The sequence below is a fragment of the Rhizobium sp. J15 genome (genome assembly GCF_002531825.1).
Taxonomy (GTDB): domain Bacteria; phylum Pseudomonadota; class Alphaproteobacteria; order Rhizobiales; family Rhizobiaceae; genus Rhizobium.
This window is the reverse complement of the sequence record NZ_NWSX01000003.1, coordinates 1-26188: the sequence shown is the minus strand read 5'-3', so window position 1 is coordinate 26188 and position 26188 is coordinate 1. Positions and strand designations below refer to the sequence as shown.

The 26188-nt window shown below is 61.1% G+C and carries 23 protein-coding genes; 6 read left to right on the top strand and 17 right to left on the bottom strand.

The window, feature by feature from the left end; all coding sequences use genetic code 11:
* Nucleotide 1: 1 nt before the first annotated feature.
* Nucleotides 2-1441 (bottom strand): siroheme synthase CysG, encoded by a 1440-nt coding sequence (gene cysG / locus CO670_RS03720; protein WP_097589258.1) that lies wholly within the window; start codon nt 1439-1441, stop codon nt 2-4.
* A 264-nt stretch (nt 1442-1705) separates the two neighbouring features.
* Here cysG and CO670_RS03715 point away from each other — a divergent pair, with 264 nt between their 5' ends.
* Both CO670_RS03715 and mazG read left to right on the top strand, forming a co-directional pair.
* Nucleotides 1706-2293, top strand: coding sequence for a nucleoside deaminase (locus tag CO670_RS03715; RefSeq protein WP_097589024.1), 588 nt, complete (start codon nt 1706-1708; stop codon nt 2291-2293).
* 19 nt (nt 2294-2312) lie between these two features.
* Nucleotides 2313-3152, top strand: coding sequence for a nucleoside triphosphate pyrophosphohydrolase (gene mazG, locus CO670_RS03710; RefSeq protein WP_088674099.1), 840 nt, complete (start codon nt 2313-2315; stop codon nt 3150-3152).
* Nucleotides 3153-3435: 283 nt separating this feature from the next.
* On the opposite strand, the gene hflX is transcribed toward mazG, so the two are convergent.
* From hflX to CO670_RS03675, 7 genes are all read right to left on the bottom strand, one after another.
* Nucleotides 3436-4761, bottom strand: coding sequence for a GTPase HflX (gene hflX / locus CO670_RS03705; protein WP_097589023.1), 1326 nt, complete (start codon nt 4759-4761; stop codon nt 3436-3438).
* Between the two features lie 77 nt (nt 4762-4838).
* Nucleotides 4839-5081 (bottom strand): RNA chaperone Hfq, encoded by a 243-nt coding sequence (gene hfq / locus CO670_RS03700; protein ID WP_003539403.1) that lies wholly within the window; start codon nt 5079-5081, stop codon nt 4839-4841.
* Nucleotides 5082-5192: 111 nt separating this feature from the next.
* A complete protein-coding gene (locus CO670_RS03695) occupies nt 5193-6056 on the bottom strand; it encodes a D-amino-acid transaminase (protein ID WP_088674101.1) in 864 nt (287 codons plus the stop codon).
* 46 nt (nt 6057-6102) lie between these two features.
* Entirely contained in the window at nt 6103-7467 is a 1365-nt protein-coding gene (locus tag CO670_RS03690; RefSeq protein ID WP_004674822.1) for a sigma-54 dependent transcriptional regulator, read from the bottom strand.
* On the bottom strand, nt 7457-9724 hold the full coding sequence (locus tag CO670_RS03685) for a PAS domain-containing sensor histidine kinase (protein WP_097589022.1): 2268 nt from the start codon (nt 9722-9724) through the stop codon (nt 7457-7459). The genes CO670_RS03690 and CO670_RS03685 overlap by 11 nt, the downstream gene beginning before the upstream one ends.
* Nucleotides 9725-9940: 216 nt before the next feature.
* Nucleotides 9941-10930 carry an aldo/keto reductase gene (locus CO670_RS03680; protein ID WP_097589021.1) on the bottom strand — a complete coding sequence of 330 codons (990 nt, stop codon included), beginning with the start codon at nt 10928-10930 and terminating at the stop codon, nt 9941-9943.
* Nucleotides 10931-11296: 366 nt separating this feature from the next.
* The gene (locus tag CO670_RS03675; RefSeq protein ID WP_097589257.1) at nt 11297-12796 is read right to left on the bottom strand and encodes an arylsulfatase; all 1500 of its coding nucleotides are present in this window, start codon (nt 12794-12796) and stop codon (nt 11297-11299) included.
* Nucleotides 12797-13591: 795 nt separating this feature from the next.
* Between CO670_RS03675 and CO670_RS03670 the strand changes: the two genes are divergently transcribed.
* Nucleotides 13592-15076, top strand: coding sequence for a DUF1254 domain-containing protein (locus CO670_RS03670; RefSeq protein ID WP_097589020.1), 1485 nt, complete (start codon nt 13592-13594; stop codon nt 15074-15076).
* Between the two features lie 82 nt (nt 15077-15158).
* Here the strand turns inward: CO670_RS03670 and CO670_RS03665 are convergent, their stop codons facing one another.
* Nucleotides 15159-15950 (bottom strand): hypothetical protein, encoded by a 792-nt coding sequence (locus CO670_RS03665; protein WP_097589019.1) that lies wholly within the window; start codon nt 15948-15950, stop codon nt 15159-15161.
* Nucleotides 15951-16521: 571 nt separating this feature from the next.
* Here CO670_RS03665 and CO670_RS03660 point away from each other — a divergent pair.
* Nucleotides 16522-17472, top strand: coding sequence for a formylglycine-generating enzyme family protein (locus tag CO670_RS03660; protein WP_176538865.1), 951 nt, complete (start codon nt 16522-16524; stop codon nt 17470-17472).
* 394 nt (nt 17473-17866) lie between these two features.
* Here CO670_RS03660 and ntrC read toward each other — a convergent pair whose 3' ends face one another.
* From ntrC to dusB, 3 genes are read right to left on the bottom strand one after another with little or no spacing between them, the layout of a single operon-like run.
* Nucleotides 17867-19318: a nitrogen regulation protein NR(I) gene (ntrC, locus tag CO670_RS03655; protein WP_064802342.1), complete on the bottom strand. Its 1452-nt coding sequence runs from the start codon at nt 19316-19318 to the stop codon at nt 17867-17869.
* Nucleotides 19315-20469: a nitrogen regulation protein NR(II) gene (locus CO670_RS03650; RefSeq protein WP_097589017.1), complete on the bottom strand. Its 1155-nt coding sequence runs from the start codon at nt 20467-20469 to the stop codon at nt 19315-19317. Before CO670_RS03650 ends, ntrC begins: the two co-directional genes overlap by 4 nt.
* Nucleotides 20466-21485, bottom strand: a complete 1020-nt coding sequence (gene dusB, locus CO670_RS03645; RefSeq protein WP_097589016.1) for a tRNA dihydrouridine synthase DusB — start codon at nt 21483-21485, stop codon at nt 20466-20468. The genes CO670_RS03650 and dusB overlap by 4 nt, the downstream gene beginning before the upstream one ends.
* Before the next feature lie 141 nt (nt 21486-21626).
* On the opposite strand from dusB, the gene CO670_RS03640 reads away from it, so the two are divergent.
* Nucleotides 21627-22844 carry a bifunctional 2-C-methyl-D-erythritol 4-phosphate cytidylyltransferase/2-C-methyl-D-erythritol 2,4-cyclodiphosphate synthase gene (locus CO670_RS03640; protein WP_097589015.1) on the top strand — a complete coding sequence of 406 codons (1218 nt, stop codon included), beginning with the start codon at nt 21627-21629 and terminating at the stop codon, nt 22842-22844.
* Nucleotides 22844-23347 (top strand): CinA family protein, encoded by a 504-nt coding sequence (locus CO670_RS03635; protein WP_097589014.1) that lies wholly within the window; start codon nt 22844-22846, stop codon nt 23345-23347. Before CO670_RS03640 ends, CO670_RS03635 begins: the two co-directional genes overlap by 1 nt.
* Nucleotides 23348-23354: 7 nt before the next feature.
* Here the strand turns inward: CO670_RS03635 and CO670_RS03630 are convergent, their stop codons facing one another.
* The 5 genes from CO670_RS03630 to CO670_RS03610 form a co-directional block, all read right to left on the bottom strand.
* Nucleotides 23355-23807 carry a type II toxin-antitoxin system RatA family toxin gene (locus CO670_RS03630; protein ID WP_088674118.1) on the bottom strand — a complete coding sequence of 151 codons (453 nt, stop codon included), beginning with the start codon at nt 23805-23807 and terminating at the stop codon, nt 23355-23357.
* A gap of 9 nt (nt 23808-23816) precedes the next feature.
* Entirely contained in the window at nt 23817-24413 is a 597-nt protein-coding gene (locus CO670_RS03625) for an AAA family ATPase (protein ID WP_097589013.1), read from the bottom strand.
* A 153-nt stretch (nt 24414-24566) separates the two neighbouring features.
* Nucleotides 24567-25538: a lipoyl synthase gene (gene lipA / locus CO670_RS03620; RefSeq protein ID WP_097589012.1), complete on the bottom strand. Its 972-nt coding sequence runs from the start codon at nt 25536-25538 to the stop codon at nt 24567-24569.
* 40 nt (nt 25539-25578) lie between these two features.
* The gene (locus CO670_RS03615; RefSeq protein WP_088674122.1) at nt 25579-25827 is read right to left on the bottom strand and encodes a GlsB/YeaQ/YmgE family stress response membrane protein; all 249 of its coding nucleotides are present in this window, start codon (nt 25825-25827) and stop codon (nt 25579-25581) included.
* A gap of 14 nt (nt 25828-25841) precedes the next feature.
* A complete protein-coding gene (locus CO670_RS03610; RefSeq protein WP_097589011.1) occupies nt 25842-26096 on the bottom strand; it encodes a GlsB/YeaQ/YmgE family stress response membrane protein in 255 nt (84 codons plus the stop codon).
* Between the last annotated feature and the right edge of the window lie 92 nt (nt 26097-26188).

Below are 26188 nucleotides of genomic sequence, written 5' to 3'. Positions count from 1 at the left end.
TTCAGCTCCTTGCAAATTCCTCGAGCCGGGCGTTCGCACGCACCAGCGGCTCGGACAGTTCGAAATTGGCGCCCGCGACCGCATCGCCGATAATGACCATGACCGGGCCGGTCAACTCATCGCGGTGCTGCAGATCGGGCAGATCGGCAAGCGTGCCATGCAGCAGGCGGCGCTCGGTACGGCTGGCGTTCTCGATAACGGCGACCGTCGTTTCGGCGGGAATGCCAGCCTGCATCAGCCGTTCGGCGACGGAGGCGGCAACGGTGCGGCCCATATAGACGGCGATCGTCGCGCCGGAGACGGCAAGGCTCGCCCAATCGGGCAGCACATCGCCGGTCAGATCATGGCCGGTGGTGAAAACAAGCGAGGAGGCGACGCCGCGCAGCGTCAGCGGCAGTTCGAAATCAGCGGCGGCGGCGAAAGCCGAGGTGATGCCGGGCACGACTTCATACGTGATACCGGCGGCGCGCAATGCGGCCATTTCTTCCCCTGCCCGGCCATAGACCAGCGGATCGCCCGACTTGAGCCGGACGACGCGCCTGCCCTGACGGCCGAGCTCGACCAGCAGCTCGTTGATCTCTTCCTGCGACTTCGAGTGGCAGCCCTTGCGCTTGCCGACCGAAAGCCGCTCGGCGTCGCGGCGGCCCATATCGACGATCGCCTGCGGCACGAGCGCGTCAAAGACGATGACATCGGCTTCCATCATCACGCGCTGGGCGCGCAGCGTCAGCAGATCCTCGGCCCCCGGACCGGCGCCGACCAGCCAGACGTGGCCGGCGGCGACCTTGTCCATCGCGCCCAGTAACCGGTCGGCGGCCTGGCGGGCCTGCGGCAGGTTGCCGTTGGCGACCGCATCGGCAACAGCGCCCGAGAAGAAACGGCGCCAGAAGACGCGGCGGGAAACGCCACGCGGAATGAGCTGCTCGACGGCCTTGCGATAGCTCGTCGCCAACGCCGCCAGGCGCCCGAGTGAGGGGGAAAGAAGCTGGTCGATCTGCGCGCGGATCATTTGCGCCAGAACCGGCCCCGCCCCTTCCGTGCCGATTGCAACGGCAACAGGGGCGCGATTGACCAGCGCCGGGGTGAAGAAATCGCAGTAATCGGGCTGATCGACGGCGTTGGCCGGAATTTTCGCGGCACGGGCGGCATCGACGATCTCGCGGTCTTCGGCTTCATTGCCGGTGGCGGCGAAGACGAGCGCGGCCCCTTCGACCTGCTCGGCGGAAAAGCCGGCGCGCACGGTTTCGATGCGATTGGCGATGAGGAAGGCATGATAATCGGCTTCCGGCCTCCCAGCATAAGCGACGATCCGCGCCCGCGTATTCAGGAGCAGCCGCACCTTGGCAAAAGCTTCGTCGCCATTGCCGAAGATAGCCGTCTTCTGGCCTTCCACGCGAAAGAAGGCGGGAAATACCGAAAGCTGTTCAGTCCTGGGAGGCATCATCAATCCACTTCGAAGTTGCCAGAATATGCCCTTGATCGACAAGGGATTGAAGAAACAGAAATTCGAAAGCCCGAGCATGCGCGTATTCTTTTGCTCGTCCTCTCAATGATTTGAGAAAAGTCACCCATGCTGACCAAAACAGCACACCCCGCGCATTTGCTGCAGCGCAGTGTAAAGCCTGTGGCAAATGACGTCCACCGGCGTTTGGCGCATTTCACTCGGGCCGCCAAGACGGTAGACTGGGAAAAACCGGAGACGCAAATGCCTGACAAGACGATCGCCTCTCGCCTGCTTTCGGTCATCGAAGATGATATCCTGCCACTGACCGAGCGCGGCGTTTCCTTGGGCAACAAGGTGTTCGGCGCGGCGATCCTGCGCAAATCCGACCTGTCGCTCGTTGTCGCCGAGACCAATAACGAGTTGGACAATCCGCTCTGGCATGGCGAGGTGCACACGCTGAAGCGCTTCTACGAACTTGGCGACAAGCCGGCGACCAAGGATCTGATCTTCCTTTCCACCCACGAACCCTGCACCATGTGCATGTCGGCGATCACCTGGGCGGGTTTCGACAATTTCTATTACTTCTTCAGCCATGAAGATTCCCGCGATGCCTTCGCCATTCCGCACGATCTGAAGATCCTGAAGGAAGTCTTCGGGCTTGAACCCGGCGGCTATCGCAGGCAGAACGCCTTCTGGAACAGCTTTGCCATCGCCGATCTCGTCGAGACCGAAGAGGCGCAGCTAAAGACCGCGCTGAAGGCGCAGACCGCGCGCATCAAGGCACGTTATGACGCGCTTTCCACCACCTACCAGTCGTCGAAGAGCGCCAACGACATTCCTCTTAACTGAGGCTCTCAACCGAGGCACCATGGAACCTTCCAAAGACATTTCGCGGCTGATCGAGATCATGGCGGCGCTGCGCCATCCCGAGACCGGCTGCCCCTGGGACATCGAGCAGAATTTCCAGACGATCAAGCCCTATACGATCGAGGAAGCCTATGAGGTCTCCGACGCGATCGAGCGCGGCGATATGGACGATCTCTGCGACGAGCTGGGCGACCTGCTGCTGCAGGTGGTCTTCCATGCCCGCATGGCCGAGGAGGCCGGCGAATTTTCCTTCGGCGACGTGGTCAACGCCATCACCACCAAGATGATCCGCCGCCACCCGCATGTCTTCGCCCGCTCGGCAGCCGATACACCAGACGCCGTGAAAATCCAGTGGGATGAAATCAAGCAGGCGGAAAAACGCGAGCGCGCCGAGCGCCGGGCAAGACGCGGCATCACCGAGGACTTCAAAGGCGGTTTCTTGGGCTCCGTCCAGCGCAGCTTCCCGGCCTTGACGGAAGCGCTGAAGCTGCAGGAACGCGCCGCCAAGGTGGGATTCGACTGGTCCGCCCCCGAGCCGATCCTCGACAAGATCGAGGAGGAGATCGACGAGCTAAGGGTGGCACTGCGGGACGGCGACCGGGCAAAGGTTAGCGACGAACTCGGCGACCTGATCTTCGCCGTCGTCAATATCGGCCGGCATGTGAAGGCCGATCCGGAACAGGCGCTGCGGGGAACCAATACAAAATTCAGGCGTCGATTCAATCACATCGAGAATGTTCTTGATGCGGAAGGTGAGACGCTGGAGGCGGCCAGCCTAGAGCGGATGGAGGAGATCTGGCAGGCGGCGAAGGCGATCGAAAGAGCGCTCGTGGCTGGGTAGGTCAGGCTGAGTCTGGCGAGGAGCCAACTCCACTCTCCGTCGTCCTCGGCCTTGAGCCGAGGACCCATGCCACGACTGTTGGCGGATGCGGCGTGGACGCTCGGCTCAAGGCCGAGCATGACGGAGGGTAGGTAAAGTCGCCGGAGATAGATCGCCTAAGTGCAAGCGAAGGCCAATGAATGGCGTGCCGTGCGCGCCCTCATCCGACCCTTCGGCCACCGACCGGGGTCGAGCCACAGGTCTCGACCCGTCCTTCGGACCCCCGCTGGGGAGAAGGGGTAGCTCACCGCTCCCAATCCTCGCGCTGCGGCTTCGGGCCGTTGCCGATGCGGCGTTCGAGTTCGGCGGCTTCGGTTTCGGAGAGGCGCAGATCAAGCGTGATCGAGCCGTCCTCATTGTCCTCGCGACCATCGACGATCGCGTGGTCGTAGAGCCAGGGCAGCAGCGCCAGCTTGTCGACGGGAAGGCGGATCGTGGTTTCGGTCATCACGCCGGACAGCCTGCGGCTGATCTCTTCCATCAGCGTGTCGACGCCCTCGCCGCTGACGGCCGAGACCGCCACCACGTTGCTGGCGCCGGCGGCCTTCTGCACCATGGTGTCGTGCACCTCTGGCTCCAGCCGGTCGATCTTGTTCCAAACTTCAATCAGCCGTTTGCCAGCTTCGGCCTCGTCGATGCCGAGGTCGGTCAGGATGCGCATCACATCGGCGCTCTGCGCCGGGTTGTCGACATCCGACATATCGCGAACATGCAGGATGAGATCGGCTTCCAGCACCTCTTCCAGCGTCGCGCGGAAGGCAGCGACGAGGTGGGTCGGCAGATCGGAGATGAAGCCGACGGTGTCGGACAGGATGACGGTGCGGCCATGCGGCAGCTTCATGCGGCGCAGCGTCGGGTCGAGCGTGGCGAAGAGCATGTCTTCGGCGAGCACGCCCGCGCCCGTGATGCGGTTGAACAGCGTCGATTTGCCGGCATTGGTATAGCCGACGAGCGCCACGATCGGGTGCGGCACCTTGCGGCGCTTGGCGCGGTGGAGCTGTCGGGTGCGAACGACCTGCTCCAGCTCGCGCTCGAGCTTGATGATGCGATCCTGCAAGAGTCGCCGGTCGGCTTCGATCTGGGTTTCGCCGGGACCGCCCATGAAGCCGCCGCCGCCGCGCTGGCGTTCAAGGTGGGTCCAGCTTCTGACCAGCCGGCCCTTCTGATAGTTCAGGTGGGCGAGATCGACCTGCAGCGTGCCTTCCTTGGTGGAGGCGCGGCGGCCGAAGATTTCGAGGATGAGGCCCGTCCGGTCGATGACCTTGGCGTTCCATTCCTTTTCGAGATTGCGCTGCTGCACCGGCGTCAGCGGATGATCGACGATGACGAGACCGGAATCGCGCTCGTCGAGCAGCGCCTTGATCTCCTCGATCTTGCCGGTACCGAGCAGTGTCGCCGGCCTCGGGTCGTTGACCGGCACGACCTGGCCGTTGACGACATCGAGGTCGATCGCCTGGGCAAGGCCGGTCGCTTCTTCCAGCCGGCTTTCCGGCGTGCGGGTGGAGGCCGATTCGGTCTGGCCGCCGCGACTGCGGGATTTCAGAACCGGCACGACGACGGTCGCGCGCATATCGTCCCTGTGCTTGGCGGCCTCAGGGATGATCGAATCGTTCTTGGTATCGCGTGTCGAAATGACGGCTGATCCTGTTAGGACGCTGCTTCTTCACTCTCGAACATCTGCATCGGCTGACCCGGCATGATCGTCGAGATCGCATGCTTATACACCAGCTGCGAATGGCCGTCACGGCGAAGGAGAACACAGAAATTGTCAAAAGACGTAACAACGCCCGTGAGTTTCACGCCGTTGATCAGAAAGATTGTCAGGGAAATCTTTTGCTTGCGAACAGTATTGAGAAATAAGTCCTGCAGATTCTGAGAACGTTCCGCCATCGCGCCGCTTCTTTCTTTATTGCCGGCCTGAACTGGCCGGTAGAATATCAATCAACCTCTCCATGCAAGACCGGCGGCACCCTCATTCCACCTGTCCAGCAAATCTTGGTATCAAATCGCAATCTTTTCCGCAACGTCGAAAAAGGCTTCGCGGACTTTCTGCGAGACGCTGCCGGGATGGCCGTTGGCGATGGTCTGGCCATCGACGGAAACGACCGGAAAACAAATACTTGTGGCTGCGGTGAGAAAGACCTCGCGGGCTGCGAGCATCTCGGAAACGGAGAAGTTCCGCTCGGCGATCTTCAATCCCAGCTGGGCGGCCACATCCATCAATGTGGTGCGGGTAATGCCGCGCAGAATGCCGTGTTCGGCCGGGCGCGTCACCAGCGTTCCATCCGAATCGACGATCCAGACATTGGTCGCCGCCCCCTCCTTCACCATGCCGTCGGCATCGACATAGATCGCTTCCTGGGCACCGGCCTCCTTCGCCTGCTGGCGGGCCATGGCGTTCGGCAGCAGACCGACCGACTTGATGTCGACGCGGTCCCAGCGGTTGTCGGTCACGGTGATCGCCTTGATGCCGTTGGCGTTCTTGGCCGCGATGATTTTGGGATCGGTGCTCTTGGCAGTGATGACGAGCGAAGGCGGCGTGCCCTCGGCCGGGAAGACATGATCGCGGCGCGCAACGCCGCGCGTCACCTGCATGTAGAACAGGCCGTTGCGGACATGGTTGCGGCGCAGCGTCTCGCGGATGACCTGCGTCAGCGCCGCCCTGCTCATCGGCCAGGCGATGCGCAGCTCGCCCAGCGAACGGTCGAGACGGTTCAGATGACGGGTGAGGTCGACGATATAACCGTGGCGCACCTCGCAGACCTCGTAGACGCCGTCGGCGAACTGGTAGCCGCGGTCCTCGATATGTACGCTGGCATCGGAATGCTTGACGTAACGGCCGTTCACATAGGCAATTCTCGGCATGGGAAATGGTCTTCCGGGAAGCGATGGAGGGATGCAGCGTCTGATATCAGACGCCGAGCGACTTCAGCTTGCGGTGCAGCGCCGAGCGCTCCATGCCGACGAATTCGGCGGTGCGCGAGATATTGCCGCCGAAGCGGTTGATCTGGGCGATCAGATAATCCTTCTCGAACATCTCGCGGGCTTCGCGCAGCGGCAGCGTCATGATGTGATAGTCGTTCTTGGCCGAGACCTTCGGCAGCATGTCGCCGAGATCGGTCGGCAGCATGTCGGCGGTGATCGGCGCATCCGGGCCGTCGGTGCGGGCAAGGATCATTAGCCGCTCGATATTGTTGCGGAGCTGGCGGATATTGCCCGGCCAGTCATGCGCCTGCAGCACGGCCATGGCGTCGTCGCCGATGCGGCGCGGACGGATGCCGGCCTGTTCGGAAATCTGGCGCATCAGCTGATCGACGAGGAAGGGAATGTCCTCGCGCCGTTCGGCAAGGGCCGGCACGCGCACCGGCACGACGGCGAGGCGATGATAGAGATCCTCGCGGAACCAGCCTTCGGCGATGCGGCTCTCGAGATTATAGGCGGTCGAAGAGATGATGCGGACGTCGACCTTGACGCGCTTGGAGCCGCCGACGCGCTCGAACTGCTGGTCGACCAGCACGCGCAGGATCTTGTTCTGCGTCTCGCGCGGCATCTCGCCGACTTCGTCGAGATAGAGGATGCCGCGATGCGCCTCTTCCAGCGCGCCGATCTTGCGCGCCTGGCCGGGCGTACCCTCGGTGCCGAAGAGCGCCACTTCCATGCGATCGGGCGTGATGTTGGCGGCATTCAGGGCGACGAAGGGGCCATTGGCGCGCGTCGACTTCTTGTGGATCATCCGCGCCACCAGCTCCTTGCCGGAGCCGGAGGCGCCGAGGATCATGATGCGGCTGTTGGTCGGCGATACTTTCTCGATCGTCTGGCGCAGCTGCGAAACGGCGACCGAGGTGCCGATCAGCTCCAGGGCGTCGCCGGTGCGCCGCTTCAGCTCGGAAACCTCGCGCTTGAGCTTGGAATTTTCCAGAGCCCGTTCGGCAATCAGGATCAGCCGGTCGGCCTTGAAGGGCTTCTCGATGAAATCGAAGGCGCCGCGCTTGATCGCCGAGACGGCCGTCTCGATGTTGCCGTGGCCCGAGATCATCACGACGGGCAGATCCGGGTGGCGGGTCTTGATCTCGTCGAGCAGCGACAGACCGTCGAGCTTGCTGCCCTGCATCCAGATATCGAGGAAGATCAGCCGCGGCACACGATCTGATATCGCCGCCAGCGCGCTGTCGCTGTCATGGGCCGTGCGCGTCTCGTGTCCCTCGTCCGAGAGAATGCCGGAAACGATCTCGCGAATATCGTGCTCGTCATCGACGACGAGAATATCAGAGGCCATAAACGCTTTCCTTGTCATTGGCTGCGGGAGCGGCGGGCGTCGGATCCCGGCGTGGCAGATGCACGCGGATCATGGCCCCTCTTCCCCGGTCAAAATCGGCGGGCGCATCGTGCAACTCGAGCTGCCCGCCATGTTCCTCGATGATCTTCTTGACGATGGCGAGGCCAAGGCCCGTGCCCTTCTCGCGCATCGTCATATAGGGTTCCAGAATGCTGTGGCGGTTCTCCACCGGCAGACCGCGGCCATTGTCGATCACGTCGACAGTGAAGCGGTCGCGACCGGCATCGAGTGCCGCGCGCACCAGAATTTTGCGTTCGTCGCGTTCGTCGCTCGGGACGGCTTCGATCGCCTCCACGGCATTCTTGATGAGATTGCCGAAAGCCTGGCCGAGCATGCGGCTGTCGAACAGGCCCTCCAGCGGCTGATCGCCGAAATCCTGCTGGAAGGTGACGTGATGGTTGCCCATCTCGCGCAGGAAGATCGCGTCGCGCAGAATATCGCGCAGGTCGCTCGGCTCCTTGGTCGGCTTCGGCATGCGGGCGAACGCGGAGAATTCGTCGACCATACGGCCGATATCGCCGACCTGGCGGATGATCGTATCCGTGCACTGGTCGAAAACGGCCCGGTCGCCCTGGTCGATCTGCTTGCCGTAGCGCCGCTGGATGCGCTCGGCAGAAAGCTGGATCGGCGTCAGCGGGTTCTTGATCTCGTGGGCGATGCGCCTTGCGACATCGCCCCAGGCGGTCGAGCGCTGGGCGATGACGAGGTCGGTGATGTCGTCGAGCGTGATCACGTAGGATTCGCTCATGTCACGCACTTCCTCGCGGGTGACCTGGACGCTCAGCGTCCTGACCGTGCCGCCGCGCACGAGCGCGATCTGCTTGCGGAGATCGCCGCGATGGCGCACCGCCGCCTCGGTCAGCACCTGATCGACCTCCGGCGCGATGTCAGCGAGCTGCTTGCCGAGCATCTGGTCGGCCGACAGCGACATCAGCGTCTCGGCCGAACTGTTGACGATGGCAATACGGCGGTCCTGCTCGACGCCGATGACGGCGGCAGTGACGCCCGAGAGCACGGCTTCGATGAAGCGGCGGCGGTCGTCGACCTCGTCCTTGGCTTCAAGGATCTCATCGCGCTGAGTGCGGATTTCCGAGATCATCTTGTTGAAGGTGCGCGACAGATTGGCGACGTCGCCATCGACGGAATGCACGGGCACGACGATATCCATATTGCCCGAGGCGACGCTGTCGGCCGCCGTGATCAGCAGCCGGATCGGCCGGACGATGCGGTCGGCGACGGCGATCGCGGTCCAGATCGCCGCCAAGAGCACGATCAGCGCAAAACCGATGTAAAGCACGGCGAAGGCGATCTGCAGCGAGAAGCGGTTGGCCTCCATCGAGCGGTACTCGGTGGCGTTCTCCTCCATCATGCGCATGGCGCCCATGACCTTGGGATCGACGGCACGCACCGTATAGAGGAAGGTGCCCTGGATGGCATCGAGCTTGATGATGGCGCCGACAAGGTTGGTGACGCCAGGCGGAATCAGCGTCGGCTGGCCGGCCGCCGCTTTCTCCAGAGCATCCTGCGGAATGGCCGGCAGCGGCTTTTCGGTGGCAATATCGGCCTGGACGATCACCGAGCCGTCGCGCTCGACGAGGAAGGCCCCGAGCAGGCCGCGGCCCCTCGCCTGGCGCGTCATCAATTCGGCGAAACCCGTCCTGTCGAGGCTGTAGAGCGCGCGGTTGCGCTCCAGGTCGTTGGCCATGGAAACCGTCTGCCCCTGGAGGTAGCTGGCGTTCTCCATCATATAGGCCTGGCCGATATTGCGGGACGAGCTGACGATCGACTGGGTGCGCAGCGCAAACCAGCGGTCGAGGCCGGCATTCAGCGTAATACTGGCGAAGATGGCGACCAGGATCGCCGGCGTGATCGCAACGATCGAAAAGAGCACGACGATGCGGATGTGCAAGCGTGCCGCCGCACGGCCGCGCGTGCGCGCCTTGAGCAGCCTTGCCACCTCGCGGCCGATGAGCGCCAGCAGCGTCAGAACGAAGAAGGAGTTGACGATCACCGAGGTGATGACGACATGCGAGGTCGGCGCGATCGGCGTCAGACCGAGCAATACGAAAAGCGTGATCGTGGCGCAGAGAAGCGCACCGCCGGCGAGCACGAGGCCGGGCACGGCAAAAAGGGCACGGCGATCGGTCACCGTCGTCACCGCCTCGCCCGCCGCCGGCGATACCCCATCCTGCGTCATTCGGCCTCTCTTCAGACGGCACTTTGCCGCCCCGCCATCCGATCGAAATCAAACAACGCCGGCTCAAAAAGCCAGCGCCGCAACGACTCGATCGGGAGCGAAATGTCCAAAACCCTTGCGTGACCTTTAAGCAACGCAATGTGGCGAAAATGCAACGCGGCTTGTCACGTTGTCAAGCCGCACGGCACTCGCCATCATCGCGGTTTTGCGCCAAAGCTAGAAGCGACGCGGGCCTTCCGGCTTGTTGCCGGCAATCGTGTCGATCCGCGCCAGGACGTCGGAGGTCATCTTGTGCCGGTGCGAGAGCGCCGCGAGATTGTCCTGCAATTGGCTGGCGCGCGATGCGCCGAGAATGACGGTCGAGACGTTTCGATTGGCAAGGCACCACAGAAGCGCGAGATGGGTGATCGATATCCCGATCTCGTCCGCGAGTTTTGCAAGCTCACGAACTTTTCCGAGCTGGGCGCGGCCGGCATCGCTCGACCACTTTTCCTTCAGCCATTCGTATCCGGGCAGGTTCATCCGGCTGTCGGCCGGCACGCCGTCGCTGTATTTGCCGGTCAGGACGCCCGAGGCTAGCGGTGACCAGATCGTCGTTCCAAGGCCGATCAGATCGTAGAGCGGGAGATAATCGGCTTCGACCTTCTGGCGTTCGAAGATGTTGTATTGTGGCTGCTCCATCGTCGGCGGCGTGATGCGTAGGTCCCGGGCCACGGCGTAGGCTTCGGTCAGTTGCTGGGCGGACCATTCCGATGTCCCCCAGTAAAGCACCTTGCCCTGGGCGACGAGATCATGCATCGCCGGGACCGTTTCCTCGATCGGCGTGTCGATGTCAGGGCGGTGGCAGAAATAGAGGTCGAGATAATCGGCCTGAAGCCGCTTCAACGCCGCATGGCATGCGTCGGTCACATGCTTGCGCGACAGGCCGCGCTGCGTCGGCTTCTGACCGCCCCAGAAGACCTTGCTCGAGACGATGAAGCTGTCGCGGCTCCAGCCGAGGGACTTCAGCGCCTCGCCCATGACAATCTCGGACTTGCCGCTTTCATATCCTTCGGCGTTGTCGAAGAAGTTCACCCCGTTATCGTAAGCAAGCTTCATCAGCTCGACGGCATCGCCTCCTTCGACCTGCCTGCCGAACGTGACCCACGAGCCGAAGGAGAACTCGCTCACCTGCAGGCCAGATTTTCCCAAACGACGATATTCCATCATGCAGCTCCCGAAAAGTATGACCATGTGCCGGCCGCTCGCCGGCGTCGACGCCGCAGGTATGATCGGCGAGCGATTTTGCGTAATCTATGGCACGAGCAATGATAATGCGAGGCTTGGCGCAGACAGCCTCCCTAGGTGGCCGCTTCTGCTTGCGCAAAGCTCAATTTGAGACAATTTGATACGCGGGCGCTCTATCGACCAAAACGACCGCAATGGCGCTGCGTTTTCGAAGATCCAACGCAGCCCATCACCCCCAATCACGCTGTTCTTGGCACTCGCGCCGATTGCCATACGAGCGGAACGAGCACCAGGGCGGACGGCAGGAACGCCAAGCCCCGTCCTCGGGATGAACCGCCAAATCACTCAATCTCCAACATTGAACATTTCGGCCGCCTCGGGCAGCACCGTGTCCGAATGCAAGAGCAATCGCACGGCGTCCTGCATGATGAGAGGAGGAGACATCTGTGAGGCGAGTTCGATCACTCGCGCTTGCAGTTTCTGCACCATTTCGGGGTTTTGATCGGCAAGATTTGTGGTCTCGGACCTATCTTTCGAAAGATCGAAGAGTTCGGTTTTCGGCGGCAATGCCACCTTCCACACAAGCTTCCAATCGCCCTGGCGGACGGCGGCTGTCATTGGCTCGATGTTGTAGACGATCTCGGTGCGTGGCGATGGCTTTCCCTGGCCAAGCATCTCCCACATGTTCAGCCCGTCGAGCGGCTTGTTCTTGCCAAGTTCAGCGCCGGCCAGAGCCGCGAAGGTCGGATACATGTCGACGACGTGCATCATTCCGTCGGCGGCGCCAGGCTCGATCGTTCCCGGCCAGTTGATCAGGCCGACGACGCGCGTGCCGCCTTCATAGGTCGTCCCCTTGCCCTCCCGGTAAGGAGCGTTGTCGGCCGGAAGCTTGCCCTTGACATCGCTTTCCCCTGCAAAGAAAGGATTGACCACGCCACCATTGTCGCTGTGAAACACAATGAGCGTATTCTCGCGCATGCCGCGCATTTCGAGAGCTTCGACGACCCTGCCAATGCCATCGTCCATCACCGAGATCATCGCTGCATAGCTTCGCCGGCTTTCGTCGGCGATGTGGCTGTTGCGTTCAAGAAATTCCTTTGGCGCCTGGAAGGGCGTATGCGGTGAGGTAAAGGCCAGATACAGGAACAAAGGTTTCGACTGGTCGTGTTCGTTGATCACTCGCACGGCTTCGGTAGCGAATAGGATGTTGTCGAATCCTTCCTCCTCGATGGCTTCGTTGTTCCGATACCAATCAGCATTGCCGTTTGCCGACTTATGCGTGAAGTGATCAATCTCGCCAAGCAGAGCGCCATAGAATGAATCGAAGCCGCGCTGGCACGGCCAGAACGCCGTTTTGGCGTGGCCGAGGTGCCATTTGCCACTCGCAGCGGTGGCGTAGCCTGCTTCCTTCAGCATTTCCGGCAGGAGATAGTCATCGAGCGCCAAGCCGTAGGTGCCGCCCTGGGGAATGACGGCGGTCTGCATGCCGTAGCGGAACGGATAACGCCCCGTCATAAACGCCGCCCGGGTCGGCGTGCACATTGGCTGAGCGTAGTATTGCTCAAGCCGGCCCCCCTTTTCCGCCAGTTGGTCGATGTTTGGCGTCTTTATGTCAGAGCCGTGAAACCCGACGTCCTTCCAACCCAAATCGTCGGCGAGGATAAAAACAATGTTCGGCTTGGTCGACTGTGCCAAAGTCGCCGTTCCGGAAGCAAGCGTGGCGGCCAATCCGCTAACGCCAATCCTGCCAGCGATTTGTGCCGCCGCCAGCGAACCGCCAGTCGTAAGCATTGTCCGGCGCGTAAACTTTTTTGGACCGATCTTGTTGTCAGTGTCCTCGTCCATCAGTTCTGTCTCCCCTTTGCTCACCGGTTTGTCCGGCATTTTGCGCAAGAACAGTTCGTTGATGATCAAGCCTCCACCGGCAGGCGTTATTGCGGACCGGCATGTCGGCATTTCTAATTGATTTGCGATGGAGCGAGTGCATGAACGCCCAGGCTTCCAGATCTCATATTAGATCGGCAAAGCTGCCGACGCACAACTTTCTGATGTAGCCTGACGCGTGCTACCGCAGACCGACATCCGCTGAGATGGGTGCGACTCTCAAGCGCCGGACGAGTTGGCGTGTCTTGGGCAATGTGCGGTCGATGTAATCGCAATCAATTGTCATGTCCGAGCGCGCGACGATCTGCTTCCTTGTCATCATGTTCGTCTCAATGACGCACCGTTTCAATTAGTCTTTTAGGATGACAGGGGTGCCCCTTGGTGTGCCAAAGATTTCGCGAGCCCGTCCGGCATCGCGCTGGAAATCGATATGAGACGTCTCTGAAGCTCGCACGGACATGATTGTAAGCGCTTCGGAGCGCGGGCTTCTCGACATCCTTCGTCAAATGTCCTTACTGCACGCAATTTCTGGCGCTGGTCGCAAACTGCGATTTTCGTTCCATGATTGTCTCAACCACTCCCATTATCGGTTGCACCCATATGAGGTAGTTGCCTCCGGTATTGGTGTAACTATCCCTAGTTTAGCTTTCTATTTATAATTCCACCCGGCACGCAGCCATAGAGCAGCTATGTGCACAGGGGATACATCAACAGATCCGTTCGCATTTCACCTGATCTTAGCAACGGGAGGACGCAATGCGTGCACTGACGAATGATGACGGAAACCTACTCTGCAAATTAAGACCGGCAGCTTTTCTCGCTCTTGGCCTCGCGGCTTTTTCGATCGGCGCGGCAGATGCGAACTCCATCAGCGAAGAAGAGGCGCATGAGATAGGCGTGGAGGCGTATGTTTATTTCTATCCACTGCTATCTATGGACATCACCCGAAAGCAATTGACCAACGTCGATGCCAAGAAGGGTGCGATCGGCGGCCCGTCCAATCAGTTCAACAACATCCTCGAGTTTCCTCCGGCGGACATGAAAGTAGTGGTCCGACCGAATTTCGACACTCTGTATTCGAGCGCCTGGCTTGATTTGACGAAAGAACCGGTCGTTGTTTCGGCCCCCGACACCGGCGGACGTTTCTATCTGCTGCCCATGCTGGACATGTGGACGGACGTGTTTGCGGCACCGGGCTGGCGGACCACCGGAACTGCGGCCGGCCATTTCCTGATTACCCCTCCTGGCTGGCGGCCTGATCTCAGTGAAGGGTTCGATGAGTTCAAGCTGCCGGCGGGAACCCAACGGATCAATGCTCCGACGCCCTATGTATGGGTCATCGGACGGACAAAGACCGATGGACCGCCTGACTATGACGCCGTTCATAAGGTCCAGGACGGTTACACCGTAACCTTGCTTTCGGAGTGGGGAAAGGAGGCAAAACCGGTATCGGTGAAAATCGACCCGTCGGTGGATATGAAGACCCCACCCAAGACCCAGGTCGATACCGCCCCGGCGGGAGCCTATTTCGCCTATGCTGCCGAGCTCCTGAAACTTCATCCGCCGCACCTCACTGATCAGCCCTTACTTGCCCGAATGAAGAGGATCGGCATTGAACCAGGCAAGAGTTTCGATCTTTCCAAAGCAGATGCAGTCGTCCAGAAGGCGCTCGAGACCGTTCCACAGGATGCTCAGGCGCTGATGGCGTGGAAGGTGAAGACACTGGCACGCGTCGCAAATGGCTGGTCGATGAATACCGACACGATGGGAGTATATGGCAATTACTATCTAAAGCGCGCTATCGTTGCACAGCAAGGTCTCGGCGCCAACCTTCCCGAAGACGCCATCTATCCGCTTAATCTTGCCGACGAAACCGGCCAGCCGCTTGATGGCAGTAACAACTACGCGATCCACTTTGAGAAGGATCAAATTCCGCCGGTCCAAGCCTTCTGGTCTGTGACGCTATATGACGACGAAGGATTCCAGGTTGCCAATTCCCTTAACCGCTTCGCAGTCAGCAGCTGGATGCCGTTCAAGTACAACGCCGACGGTTCACTCGATCTCTATTTCCAAAACGAGAGCCCCGGCAAGGATATGGAATGGAACTGGTTGCCAGCGCCCCAAGGGCGGTACAACCTGACAATGCGGCTCTATGCGCCAAAGCCCGATGCTCTGACAGGCAGATGGAACCCACCGCCAGTCACCAAGGCAAGCGCAGCATCTCCTCTGGCGGCGCAATAGCCGACAGCAAAGAAAGTGAGCTGATTCGAATGCTCACAGCCCAAGAAATTCCTGATGGAACTCTTCTGTCAGAGGAAACCCGTTAGAACCGGATCGCAAGGCCCAGAATCGGGCCTTGCTGGACGGCATCGAATATGAAGCCGTCATTGCGATAATTGACGCCGAGGGCGCGGTAGCCCGCGACGGCGGAGATGGTGTCGTTGAACTTGTAGCCGAGCCCCGCCATAACATCCCAATCGATGTCTGCACCGCCGCCGCCGACAAGTCCCCAGCCCGTCAGGTAGACTTTCGGTGTGAAAAAGTAGGTGCCCTTGACGCCGGCCAGGGCGTCCACCCATGTGGCGCCGTCGTCCTCGGAGACCCCATCAAGAATGCCGCCGTTGAAAGATATATTGGTGTCAACGGACCAGAGCCTAACACCGCCCACGACATCGAGACGGCCGTCGGGACCGTCAAGGACCGAATAGCCCACGCCGAGCAGACCGGCAAAAGTCTTGGAGGTAACCTCGACGTTGTTCACGATGATGCCCCTTGGCGTCTCGGCGTTATTGGAGAGCTTCGTGTACATGATGTCGCCGAAGATGCTGAAGCGATCGTAGCGCGCTTCGCCAATGGCCATCATGGCAAAATCGAGGTTCTCAAAGATATCGCCGAAGCTTGCGTCGACATGCACCTGAGGAAGGCCAAACTGCGCCATGTCTCCGGACATGCTCGCACCCCAGAAATAAGGGGCAAACGTAAAATTCCATCCGCTCCGGGTCTCTATAGGTTTCGCCTCCGGGTTCAAAAGCGACGTCATATCCGCCGCCTCGAGTGAGCCACAAGCGGTCATTGCGCCTAAAAGGATGGCGGCATACCCAATGTAGTATTTCATGTTCTTATCCCCCAAGAGATGCGCCGCCTCTCCGCGGCGATTCAGATCATGCTTGCATAGACCTTTCGTTCGCTCAGCGAATATCGCGGAGCGCAAAGCCATCCAGCACGGCCGGCGGCCGCGATAGCTGTAGTTCGGAAATATATGCTGATCAGGTACTTAACCGAGATAATACGAGCCCCCGCCGCGGTTAGTCGCCGATAATTATATTAGCATCCCCTTACCATTCAATGGTATGATTTGAAAATAGACCTTGGTCAAGGCGTGGGAGCGGTGACCTCTGATTGATTTCGCGGTTCAACTCAACAATCCAAGGATGTACGAGATCTTCGCCGCAGACTTTCCGCAGTGGCTGTGAATGGATGCTCAAGTCGGCCTTTCGGCTCCGGCGGCAGTATGCGCCGGCACCAAAAGGCAAGGAGCAGTCGACGGACAATTGGAGGTCACGGTGCTACGAGCAACAAAGCACGAGTTTCCAAGGCAAAAAAGATCCAAGGCTTCCATGCTTCAACGAGGCGAGACGCCCTTGAGCAAGCCAGCCGTGAGGGCCGCGCATCCCCGGGAATTGACTATGGCCTACATACCGGGCGGCACATTTCGGATGGGCTCAGACAAGTGCTATCCTGAGGAAGCGCCCATGCGTCGCGTGACCGTCAATGGCTTTTGGGTGGATCGGACACCGGTCACGAACCGCCAATTTCGAGAATTCGTCGAAGCCACAGGTTACGTGACTTTTGCCGAGATAGCTCCTGATCCAAGAGATTATCCTGGTGCACTCCCACATCTTCTCAGGGCCGGCTCCGCAGTATTCTTGCCTCCGGACCACTCGGTTGACCTCCGTGACATTTCGAAGTGGTGGACGTTCACCTTCGGCGCGAACTGGCGTCATCCGTATGGAAAGGGCAGTTCGATCCGTAAACTTGACGATCACCCTGTCGTGCATGTCGCGTATCAGGACGCCGCAGCCTATGCGGCCTGGGCCGACAAATCGCTTCCAACGGAAGCTGAATGGGAGTTCGCGGCCCGTGGCGGCCTCGATGGTGCCGAATTTGCCTGGGGTGACGAACTCACCCCTGGAGGCAGACACATGGCAAACACCTGGCAAGGACAATTCCCACACCAAAACAGTGCGGACGACGGCTTCGAGCGGACGTCTCCAGTCAGGGCATTTCCGGCGAATGGCTATGGCGTGTACGACATGATCGGCAATGTGTGGGAATGGACAACCGATTGGTATTCACCACGGAATAAAGGCGACGCGTCCAAAGCCTGCTGGATTCCACAAAATCCGCGCGGTGCATCTGAAAGTGACAGCTATGATCCCGGCATGCCCGAAATCAGAATTCCCCGGAAAGTGATTAAGGGTGGATCGCATCTTTGCGCGCCCAACTATTGCCGCCGTTATCGCCCCGCCGCACGACATCCTGAGCCGGTCGACACGTCGACGAGCCACTTGGGTTTTCGATGCATTGTGCGACACTCAGAAACCGAGGTGACTGAAGACGTTAATTCCAATGGCTGACTAGGCGCTGGTCACTTGCGAGACCACAGCAATATTTCCTAAATGGCCCCCCGCCACTAAGCCGACAGAAGCAACGCGCGAATTAGAACGGATTAGCAACATCCGAGCGAAAGTGGGACGTTATCGCCCACCGACCACCGCGCACCATCAACATATTATCCACAGCTTATCCACAGGCGCGGTGGCGGCGAGCGCAGCAACTTCAATGACATTTGCCGGGCAGCCAACAATAGCTCGCAAATACTGTGTGACCGTCAAATGACACTGCGCTTTAGTTTGCCAGCGCAGATACAAACCGTGACGGGGCTGGGATAGATTTATTCTTGTTCCCGACCGTGGCGGCGGATACTGGGAGGAGGTGGCGGTGGGCAAACGAGGGGCCTACCGCCTCTTTTCAGGCGGTGCGGGAGCTTCTATAAACAGAGACGCCCAATTCCCTGATCTTCTTGCGCAAGGTGTTGCGGTTGAGGCCGAGCAGATCGGCCGCCTTGATCTGGTTGCCGCGCGTTGCCGTGAGCGCGGCGAGAATCAGCGGATATTCCATTTCGGTCAGCACACGGTCATAGAGGCCGGGCGGCGGCAGGTTTTCGCCGAAGCTTGCGAAATAGGTGCGCATATTCTCCTCGACGGCTTGCGCGATCGTCATCGAGCCGTTGCGGATCGGCCCCTTGTCGATTGGGCTGTCGGGCACGTCAGAGCGCAGCTCGGCATCGATGATCTCGCGGGTGATGACATCCTGCGGATAGAGCGCCATCAGGCGGCGGATGAGGTTCTCCAGTTCGCGGACGTTGCCCGGCCAGGCATAGGCCTTCATCAGTTCCAGCGCTTCCTGGTCGAATCGCTTGGAGCCAAGGCCCTCCTTTTCGGCCTGCTGGATGAAATGGCGCACGAGATCGGGAATGTCCTCGGCACGGTCGCGCAGCGGCGGCAGGCGCAGCGGCACGACGTTGAGGCGGTAATAGAGGTCCTCACGGAAGAGGCCCTGGTTGATCGCCTGCTTCAGGTCCTTGTTGGTGGCGGCGACGATGCGCACGTCGGTGCGGATCGGCGTGCGGCCGCCGACGGTGGTGTATTCGCCCTGCTGCAGGACGCGCAGCAGCCGGGTCTGCGCATCCATCGGCATGTCGCCGATTTCGTCGAGGAAGAGCGTGCCGCCTTCGGCCTGTTCGAAGCGGCCGGTCGAGCGGGTCTGTGCGCCGGTGAAGGCACCCTTCTCATGGCCGAAGAGCTCGGATTCGATCAGGTCGCGCGGGATCGCCGCCATGTTGATCGCGACGAAGGGGCCGTTGCGGCGCTTGCCATAATCATGCAGGGCGCGGGCGACAAGCTCCTTGCCGGTGCCGGATTCGCCGGTGATCATCAGCGTCAGGTCCGTCTGCATGAGGCGGGCGAGCACGCGGTAGATTTCCTGCATCGCCGCCGAGCGGCCGACGAGCGGCATGCCGTCCTGCATATCTTCTTCGAGCTTGGCGGGTTTGCGCTTCGGCTCGGCGAGCGCCCGGCCGATGATGCCGATCAGCTCGGTCAGATCGAAGGGCTTCGGCAGATAGTCGTAGGCCCCCTTCTCGGAAGCCTTGATCGCCGTCATGAAAGTGTTCTGCGCGCTCATGACGAGGACCGGCAGATCGGGACGCGCCTTCTTGATGCGCGGCAGCAGATCGAAGGCGTTTTCGTCAGGCATCACCACATCGGTGACGACCAGATCGCCCTCGCCCGCCGAAATCCAGCGCCAGAGGGTAGCGGCGTTGGAGGTGATGCGAACGTCATAGCCGGCGCGGCTCAAAGCCTGGTTGAGCACGGTCCGGATGGCCGCATCATCATCTGCAACGAGGATCGTAGCTGTCATCGAGAAGGTCCTGTCGAGCTTACGGTAGAGGCGTCTTCAAGCGAGGCATCCTTCGATGCCGGCATGAGAACGCGGAATGTCGTGCGGCTGTTCTGGCTGTCGCATTCGATGATGCCGCCGTGATCGCCGATGATCTTGGCGACCAGCGCCAGGCCGAGGCCGCTGCCGTTCGTCTTGGTGGTGATAAAGGGATCGAACAGATGCGGCAGCAGGTCGGCGGGAACGCCGGGGCCATTGTCGTGGACGCAGAATTCCAGCGGCAGCGAAATCTTTTCGCGCGTGCCGGCGACGGAAAGGCGGATGCCCGGGCGATAGGCCGTCGTCAGCAGGATCTCGCCGTCCGGCCGGTCGCCGACCGCTTCGGCCGCGTTCTTCACCAGATTGAGGAAGACCTGGACGAGCTGATCGCGATTGGCATAGACCGCCGGCAATGACGGGTCGTAGCTCTCGGTAATGCGGATATTGCGGGCAAAACCCGCCTTGGCGACGGCCTTCACGTGATCGAGCACGGAATGGATATTGACCGGCATGCGATCGACGGGACGTTCGTCGGAAAAGACCTCCATGCGATCGACCAGCGAGACGATGCGGTCGGTCTCGTCGCAGATCAGCCGGGTCAGCGCCCTGTCGTCGTCGATTGCCGACTGTTCGAGCAGCTGGGCGGCGCCGCGGATACCCGAAAGCGGGTTCTTGATCTCATGCGCCAGCATGGACGCAAGCCCGGTCACCGAACGGGCAGCAGCGCGATGCGTCAGCTGCCGGTCGATCTTGTCGGCCATCGAGCGTTCCTGGAAGACGATGACGACGGCGCCCGGCTCGCTGAGAACGGGAGCGACGTAGAGATCGACGAGCTTGTCCTGGCCGAGCCGGGGCGAGCTCAGGTCGACGCGATATTCGTTGACCGGCGCCTTGCGCTCGCGCACCTGATCGATCAGGGCAAGCAGCGGGCTGCCGAAGGGAATGAAGGTCGAGATCCGGTAACGCGCCAGATGCGAGGCGCTGGCGCCGAAGAAGGCTTCCGCCTCCCAATTGGCGAAGGCGACGAAGCCGGATTCATCGACCATGACGACCGGGTTCTGGATGGCGTTCAGCACGGCCATGGCGACGGTTCCGCCGGCGTGATCGGGCGGAGATATCGTATCCTTCGTCATGCCGCCTCCCGGCTGTCGAGCGCACCTGCATTCAGCGCATCGTAAAGGCGCGCGGCAACCTCACGCGGGTCACGCGAGGTCATGATCGCGGCCTTTTCAGTGCCGGCAAGATCGGGGGCGAAACGCTCCAGATACCAGCCGAGATGCTTGCGGGCATGGCGGATCGCCACCGCCTCTCCGTAGAAATCCAGCATCATCCGGTAATGTTCGACAGCGATATCGGCAATCTTGCCCGGCAACGGCCCTGCCGCGCCGGCAATGACGCCGGCATGCCACGGCCTGCCCTGGCAACCTCGGCCGATCATGACGGCATCGGCGCCGGAACGGCGCAATATTTCCTGGGCATCGTCAGCAGTCTCCACATCGCCGTTGGCGATCAGCGGAATGGAGATCGCCTCGCGGACGGCGCGGATCGCATCCCAATCGGCGCGGCCTTCGTAAAATTGCATGCGGGTACGCCCATGGATGGTCACAAGCTGGATGCCGGCCGCTTCGGCGCGGCGCGCAATATCGGGTGCGTTGATCGAATTCTCATCCCAACCGAGGCGCATCTTCAGCGTCACCGGGATGTCGACGGCCTTGACCGTCGCTTCGATGAGACCGAGCGCGTGATTGGGATCGCGCATCAGCGCCGAGCCGGAATAACCGCCGATCACCTTCTTTGCCGGACAGCCCATGTTGATGTCGATGATATCGGCGCCATGGCCGGCGGCGATCTTTGCCGCCTCCGCCATCCAATGGGCCTCGCGGCCCGCAAGCTGCACCATATGCGGCCGGAAACCGGCGGCCCTGAGCCGCGACCAGGATTCGGCCGTGTCGTTGACCAGTTCGCGGCTCGCCACCATTTCCGTGACCACGAGGCCAGCGCCGAAGCGCCAGGCAAGCTCGCGAAAGGGCATGTCCGTGACGCCGGACATTGGCGCGAGCACGACGCGGTTCCGCACGGAGACAGGTCCGATTCGGAAAGGCGCTGCGAGGTCCTTGGAAATCAACTGATTATCTTTCGGGCACACCATAGAACTGCATTATTTTTAGCCATTGTTCCGCGGCTTGCCAAGAGGGCTGGGATCGAAATCGATATTTTTCGGGCAGATGCTGGAAAAGGCCAAAGCAAGACGTTAGAGCACTCGGGTCAATTCCGGATCTTTCGGGGATTTATGCTGCAAATGCCGTCCAAGCAACCAATATCGGCCGGAATTGTCATCGTCGCCGCCGGCCGCGGCGAGCGTGCAGGAGCCTCGACGGAAGGCCCGAAGCAATATCGCATGATCGGCGGCAAGCCGGTTATCGCGCATACGCTTGAAAACTTCGTGACATGGGAACCGGCCGGGCAGATCGTCGTCGTCATCCATCCCGACGACGAGGCGCTGTTTGCGAGAGCCTTCCGCCACATCGTTTCGGCAACGCCGATCGAAACGGTGCTCGGTGGCGCGACCCGGCAGCAATCCGTGCTCGCCGGCCTTCGGTATCTCAAGGACAAGCACGTCAGCCATGTGCTGATCCACGATGCCGTGCGCCCCTTCTTCGATCATGTGCTTCTCGACCGCATTGCCGAGAGCCTCGGCGATGGAGCACCGGCGGTCCTGCCGGTCATGCCCGTCACCGATACGCTGAAACGCGCCGACAGCGCCGGCACCATCTTGACGACGGTTTCGCGCGAGCAGCTCTACGCGGCGCAGACGCCGCAATCCTTCGCCTTCGAAGCGATTCTCGATGCGCACGAGAAGGCGGCGGCGAGCGGGCGCAGCGATTTCACCGACGACGCCTCGATCGCGGAATGGATGGGCATTCCGGTGACGATCGTCGAAGGCACGGCAGACAACGTCAAGCTAACCGTCAAAAGCGATATCGCCAAGGCCGACGACAAGCTCTCGGCGCCGCCGCTTCCCGATGTTCGTACCGGCAACGGCTACGACGTGCACCAGCTCGAAGCCGGCGACGGCGTCACCCTCTGCGGCGTCTTCATTCCTCACGATCAGAAGCTCAAGGGGCACTCCGATGCCGACGTCGCCCTGCATGCGCTGACGGACGCCCTGCTCGCCACCTGCGGCGCCGGCGATATCGGCGACCATTTCCCGCCATCCGACCCGCAATGGAAGGGCGCGGCTTCGCGCATTTTCATCGAGCATGCCGCCCGGATCGTGCGCGAGCGCGGCGGCACGATCATGAATGCCGATGTCTCGCTGATCGCCGAGGCGCCGAAGGTCGGGCCGCATCGCGAGGCCATGCGGGCGAAGCTTTCGGAATATCTCGGCATCGATATCGAGCGCTGCTCGGTCAAGGCGACCACCAACGAGACGATCGGCTTCGTCGGCCGGCGCGAAGGCATTGCGGCGATCGCGACGGCGACCGTCGTCTATCGCGGGAGGAAATGATGAGCCTGTTTCCGCGGGATATAGTTTCGGCGGCCGAGGCGATCATCCGTGACTTCACCGCCGCCGGGCTGATGATCTCCACCGCCGAATCCTGCACCGGCGGGCTGATATCAAGCGCGCTGACCGAGATATCCGGCTCATCGGCCGTCGTCGATCGCGGCTTCGTCACCTATACGAACACGGCGAAGATCGAGCTGCTCGGCGTACAGGAAGCAACGCTCATCCGCTTCGGAGCGGTCTCCGAGGAGACCGCGCGGCAGATGGCGCACGGCGCCCTCTTCCGCTCGCGCGCAGACATCGCCGTTGCCGTCACCGGCATTGCCGGCCCCGGCGGCGGATCGGCGGAAAAGCCGGTCGGCCTCGTGCATCTCGCCGCCAAATCGCGCACCGGCGCGCTCATTCACCGAAAAATGCTCTATGGCGACATCGGCCGCAGCGAAGTTCGGCTGGCGACAATCCGGACGGCGCTGGACATCGTGCGCTCGCTCTTTTCAGGCAGATAGAGGTCGCTCAAACCGGAGCGTAGATCTTGCTTGCGCGCGTCTCGAAGGCCTCGGTGAACATGCGGAAGGCCCGATCGAACATCGAGCCCATCAAAGCGCCGAGGATGCGGCTCTTGAACTCGTAGTCGATGAAGAAATCGATGGTGCAGCCGCCGGACGGCGTCTCGGCGAAGTGCCAACGATTGTCGAGATATTTGAACGGGCCATCGATATATTTGACCTCGATGACGCGTTCGGCCCGGTTCAGCAGCACCTGTGTCGTGAAGGTTTCCCGGATCGCCTTGTAGCCGACCGTCATGTCGGCGACGAGCAGGATCCTGCCATCGCGCTCCCGGCGGCTCTTGACGACCAGCGCCTCGCAGAGCGGCAGGAATTCCGGATAGCGCTCGACATCGGCAACGAGGTCGAACATCTGGTCGGGTGTGTGCGGGACGGAACGGTGCGTTTCGAATTGCGGCATAGGCGGCACTTAAGCGGGCCGGTCCAGAAGATCAAGGAGCTCGCGCATCTGGCGGCGGGATTTTAGCTGGAGAACCGGCACATCGGGGCCATGTTCGGCGATGCCGGCGGCGACGCGCGGGGCAAATTTCTCTTCGAAGGTCCAGATGTAGCGCAGGAATTCCAAATCGAGCTTCTCAAAGCAGCCCGGGGCCATTTCCGGGCGCGTGCGGCCGATCCATTTCGCCCATCGGCTGATTGCACCCCAGATGCACAGCAGCCGTGGCATCCGGACCCATATGACGAAATCGGTCCGCGGCAGCCGAATATCAAAGGACGAGGGGTTGGTGCCGTCCATGATCCAATGCTCTTCGAGGATCCGCCCGGCGATGATATTTCTTTGCTCGCACCTGTCGCGCGCCACCCAGCCGGGAAGCCAGAACACGTCGCGATCGAGGGAAATGTACGGAAGCCCGAAACGCTTGGCGATCTCTAGAGAAAGAGTTGATTTCCCGCCACCCGAGCAGCCCACGACGAGAATGCGCCGAGCTATACGAATGCCCTTGGCCGCCTGATCAAGGTCGGTGATCTGCTGACGTAGCGGCAGCTCCGCTCTCCTGTCCATCATGCAACACCCTCGTGTCCGTGCGCGGTCGCATCCTTGCGTGCGAAGAGCGGCGAGCTACGTTGCGTGATCTTATGTGCAGCGGATTCGTCGGCCACTCAAAGAAAAACCGCGGCGAAAATCGCCGCGGTTCGATCAAAAAGCAAGGTCCGAACCCTACTCGGCTGCGATCAGCAGCTTCTTCTCCCGCGCCGCCCTCAGCCTTGCGAAGTCGTCGCCGGCATGGTGCGAGGAGCGGGTCAGCGGGCTTGATGCCACCATCAGGAAGCCCTTGCTATAGGCGACCGTCTCGTAGGACTTGAACTCCTCGGGCGTGACGAAGCTTTCGACCTTGTGGTGCTTGCGGGTCGGCTGCAGGTATTGGCCGATCGTCAGGAAATCGACGTCGGCGGTGCGCAGGTCGTCCATCAGCTGGAGAACTTCATTCCGCTCCTCGCCGAGGCCGACCATGATGCCCGACTTGGTGAACATGGTCGGGTCGAGCTCCTTCACCCGCTGCAGCAGGCGGATGGAATGGAAATAGCGGGCGCCGGGGCGAACCGTGAGGTAATTGCCGGCAACCGTTTCCATGTTGTGGTTGAAGACGTCGGGCTTGGCGGCGACGACGCGCTCCAATGCGCCGGGCTTCTTCAGGAAATCCGGTGTCAGGATCTCGATCGTCGTTGCCGGCGAAGCGGCGCGGATCGCCCAGATCACCTTTTCGAAATGTTCGGCGCCGCCGTCCTCCAGGTCGTCACGGTCGACCGAAGTGATGACGACGTGGCTGAGGCCCATCTCCCTGACGGCCTTGGCGACATTCTCGGGCTCGGCCATGTCGAGGGCGTTCGGCTTGCCGGTGGCGACATTGCAGAAGGCGCAGGCGCGGGTACAGATCTCGCCCATGATCATGAAGGTGGCGTGCTTCTTGTCCCAGCACTCGCCGATATTCGGGCAGCCGGCCTCCTCGCAGACGGTGACGAGCTTGTGCTCCTTCACGATCGCCCGCGTTTCGGCATAGCCCTTCGAGGTCGGCGCCTTCACGCGGATCCAGTCCGGCTTGCGCATGACTTCCGTATCCGGCCGATGCGCCTTCTCGGGATGGCGCACGCGCTTGGCGTCGGGATTGATCGTGTCGAGAATGGTCACCATTGCAGTATCAGCTTTCCGCCGCCCCTACGCGGCCTCGTCTCTAGCGCCGCACCAGCCGCGCAAGGAATATCAGCAGGCAGGCGCCAAGGAAACCCGTCACGAAATAACCGAGACGCCCTCCAACCAGCTGGACATGGAACTGGGCAAGGATCGCGGTGGCGACGACGGAGCCGACGATGCCGAGCACGATGTTCAGGAAAATCCCGTATCGCGCATCCATCAGCTTGCCGGCCAGCCAGCCCGCAAGCCCGCCGATGATGATTGCCGAAATCCAGCCCACGCCTGCCATACCTGCCCTTGCCCCTAAGCGACCGCCCTTGCGATCAGAACCACGATGATGGCGCCGACGGTAGCGTGGATGATCTGCACGACCAGCGCGTTGTCAATGCCCAGCGAAATGCCGAGCGTGCTGAACAGATAGCCGCCGACGAAGGCGCCGATGATGCCGCTGAGCAGGCACCTGATCAAACCACCGCCACCGACGACGAGGCTAGCGAGGAAGCCCGCGACTAGGCCAATCAGCAAAAACACCAGCAACGCCTGCGTCTCCATAGACATGATGATTTCCTTTCATCTTTTCCACCCCGGACAAAGAGGGCGGCCCCGGAAATTATCAAGCGTTCAGCACACGGCCATAGGCATCGAGCACT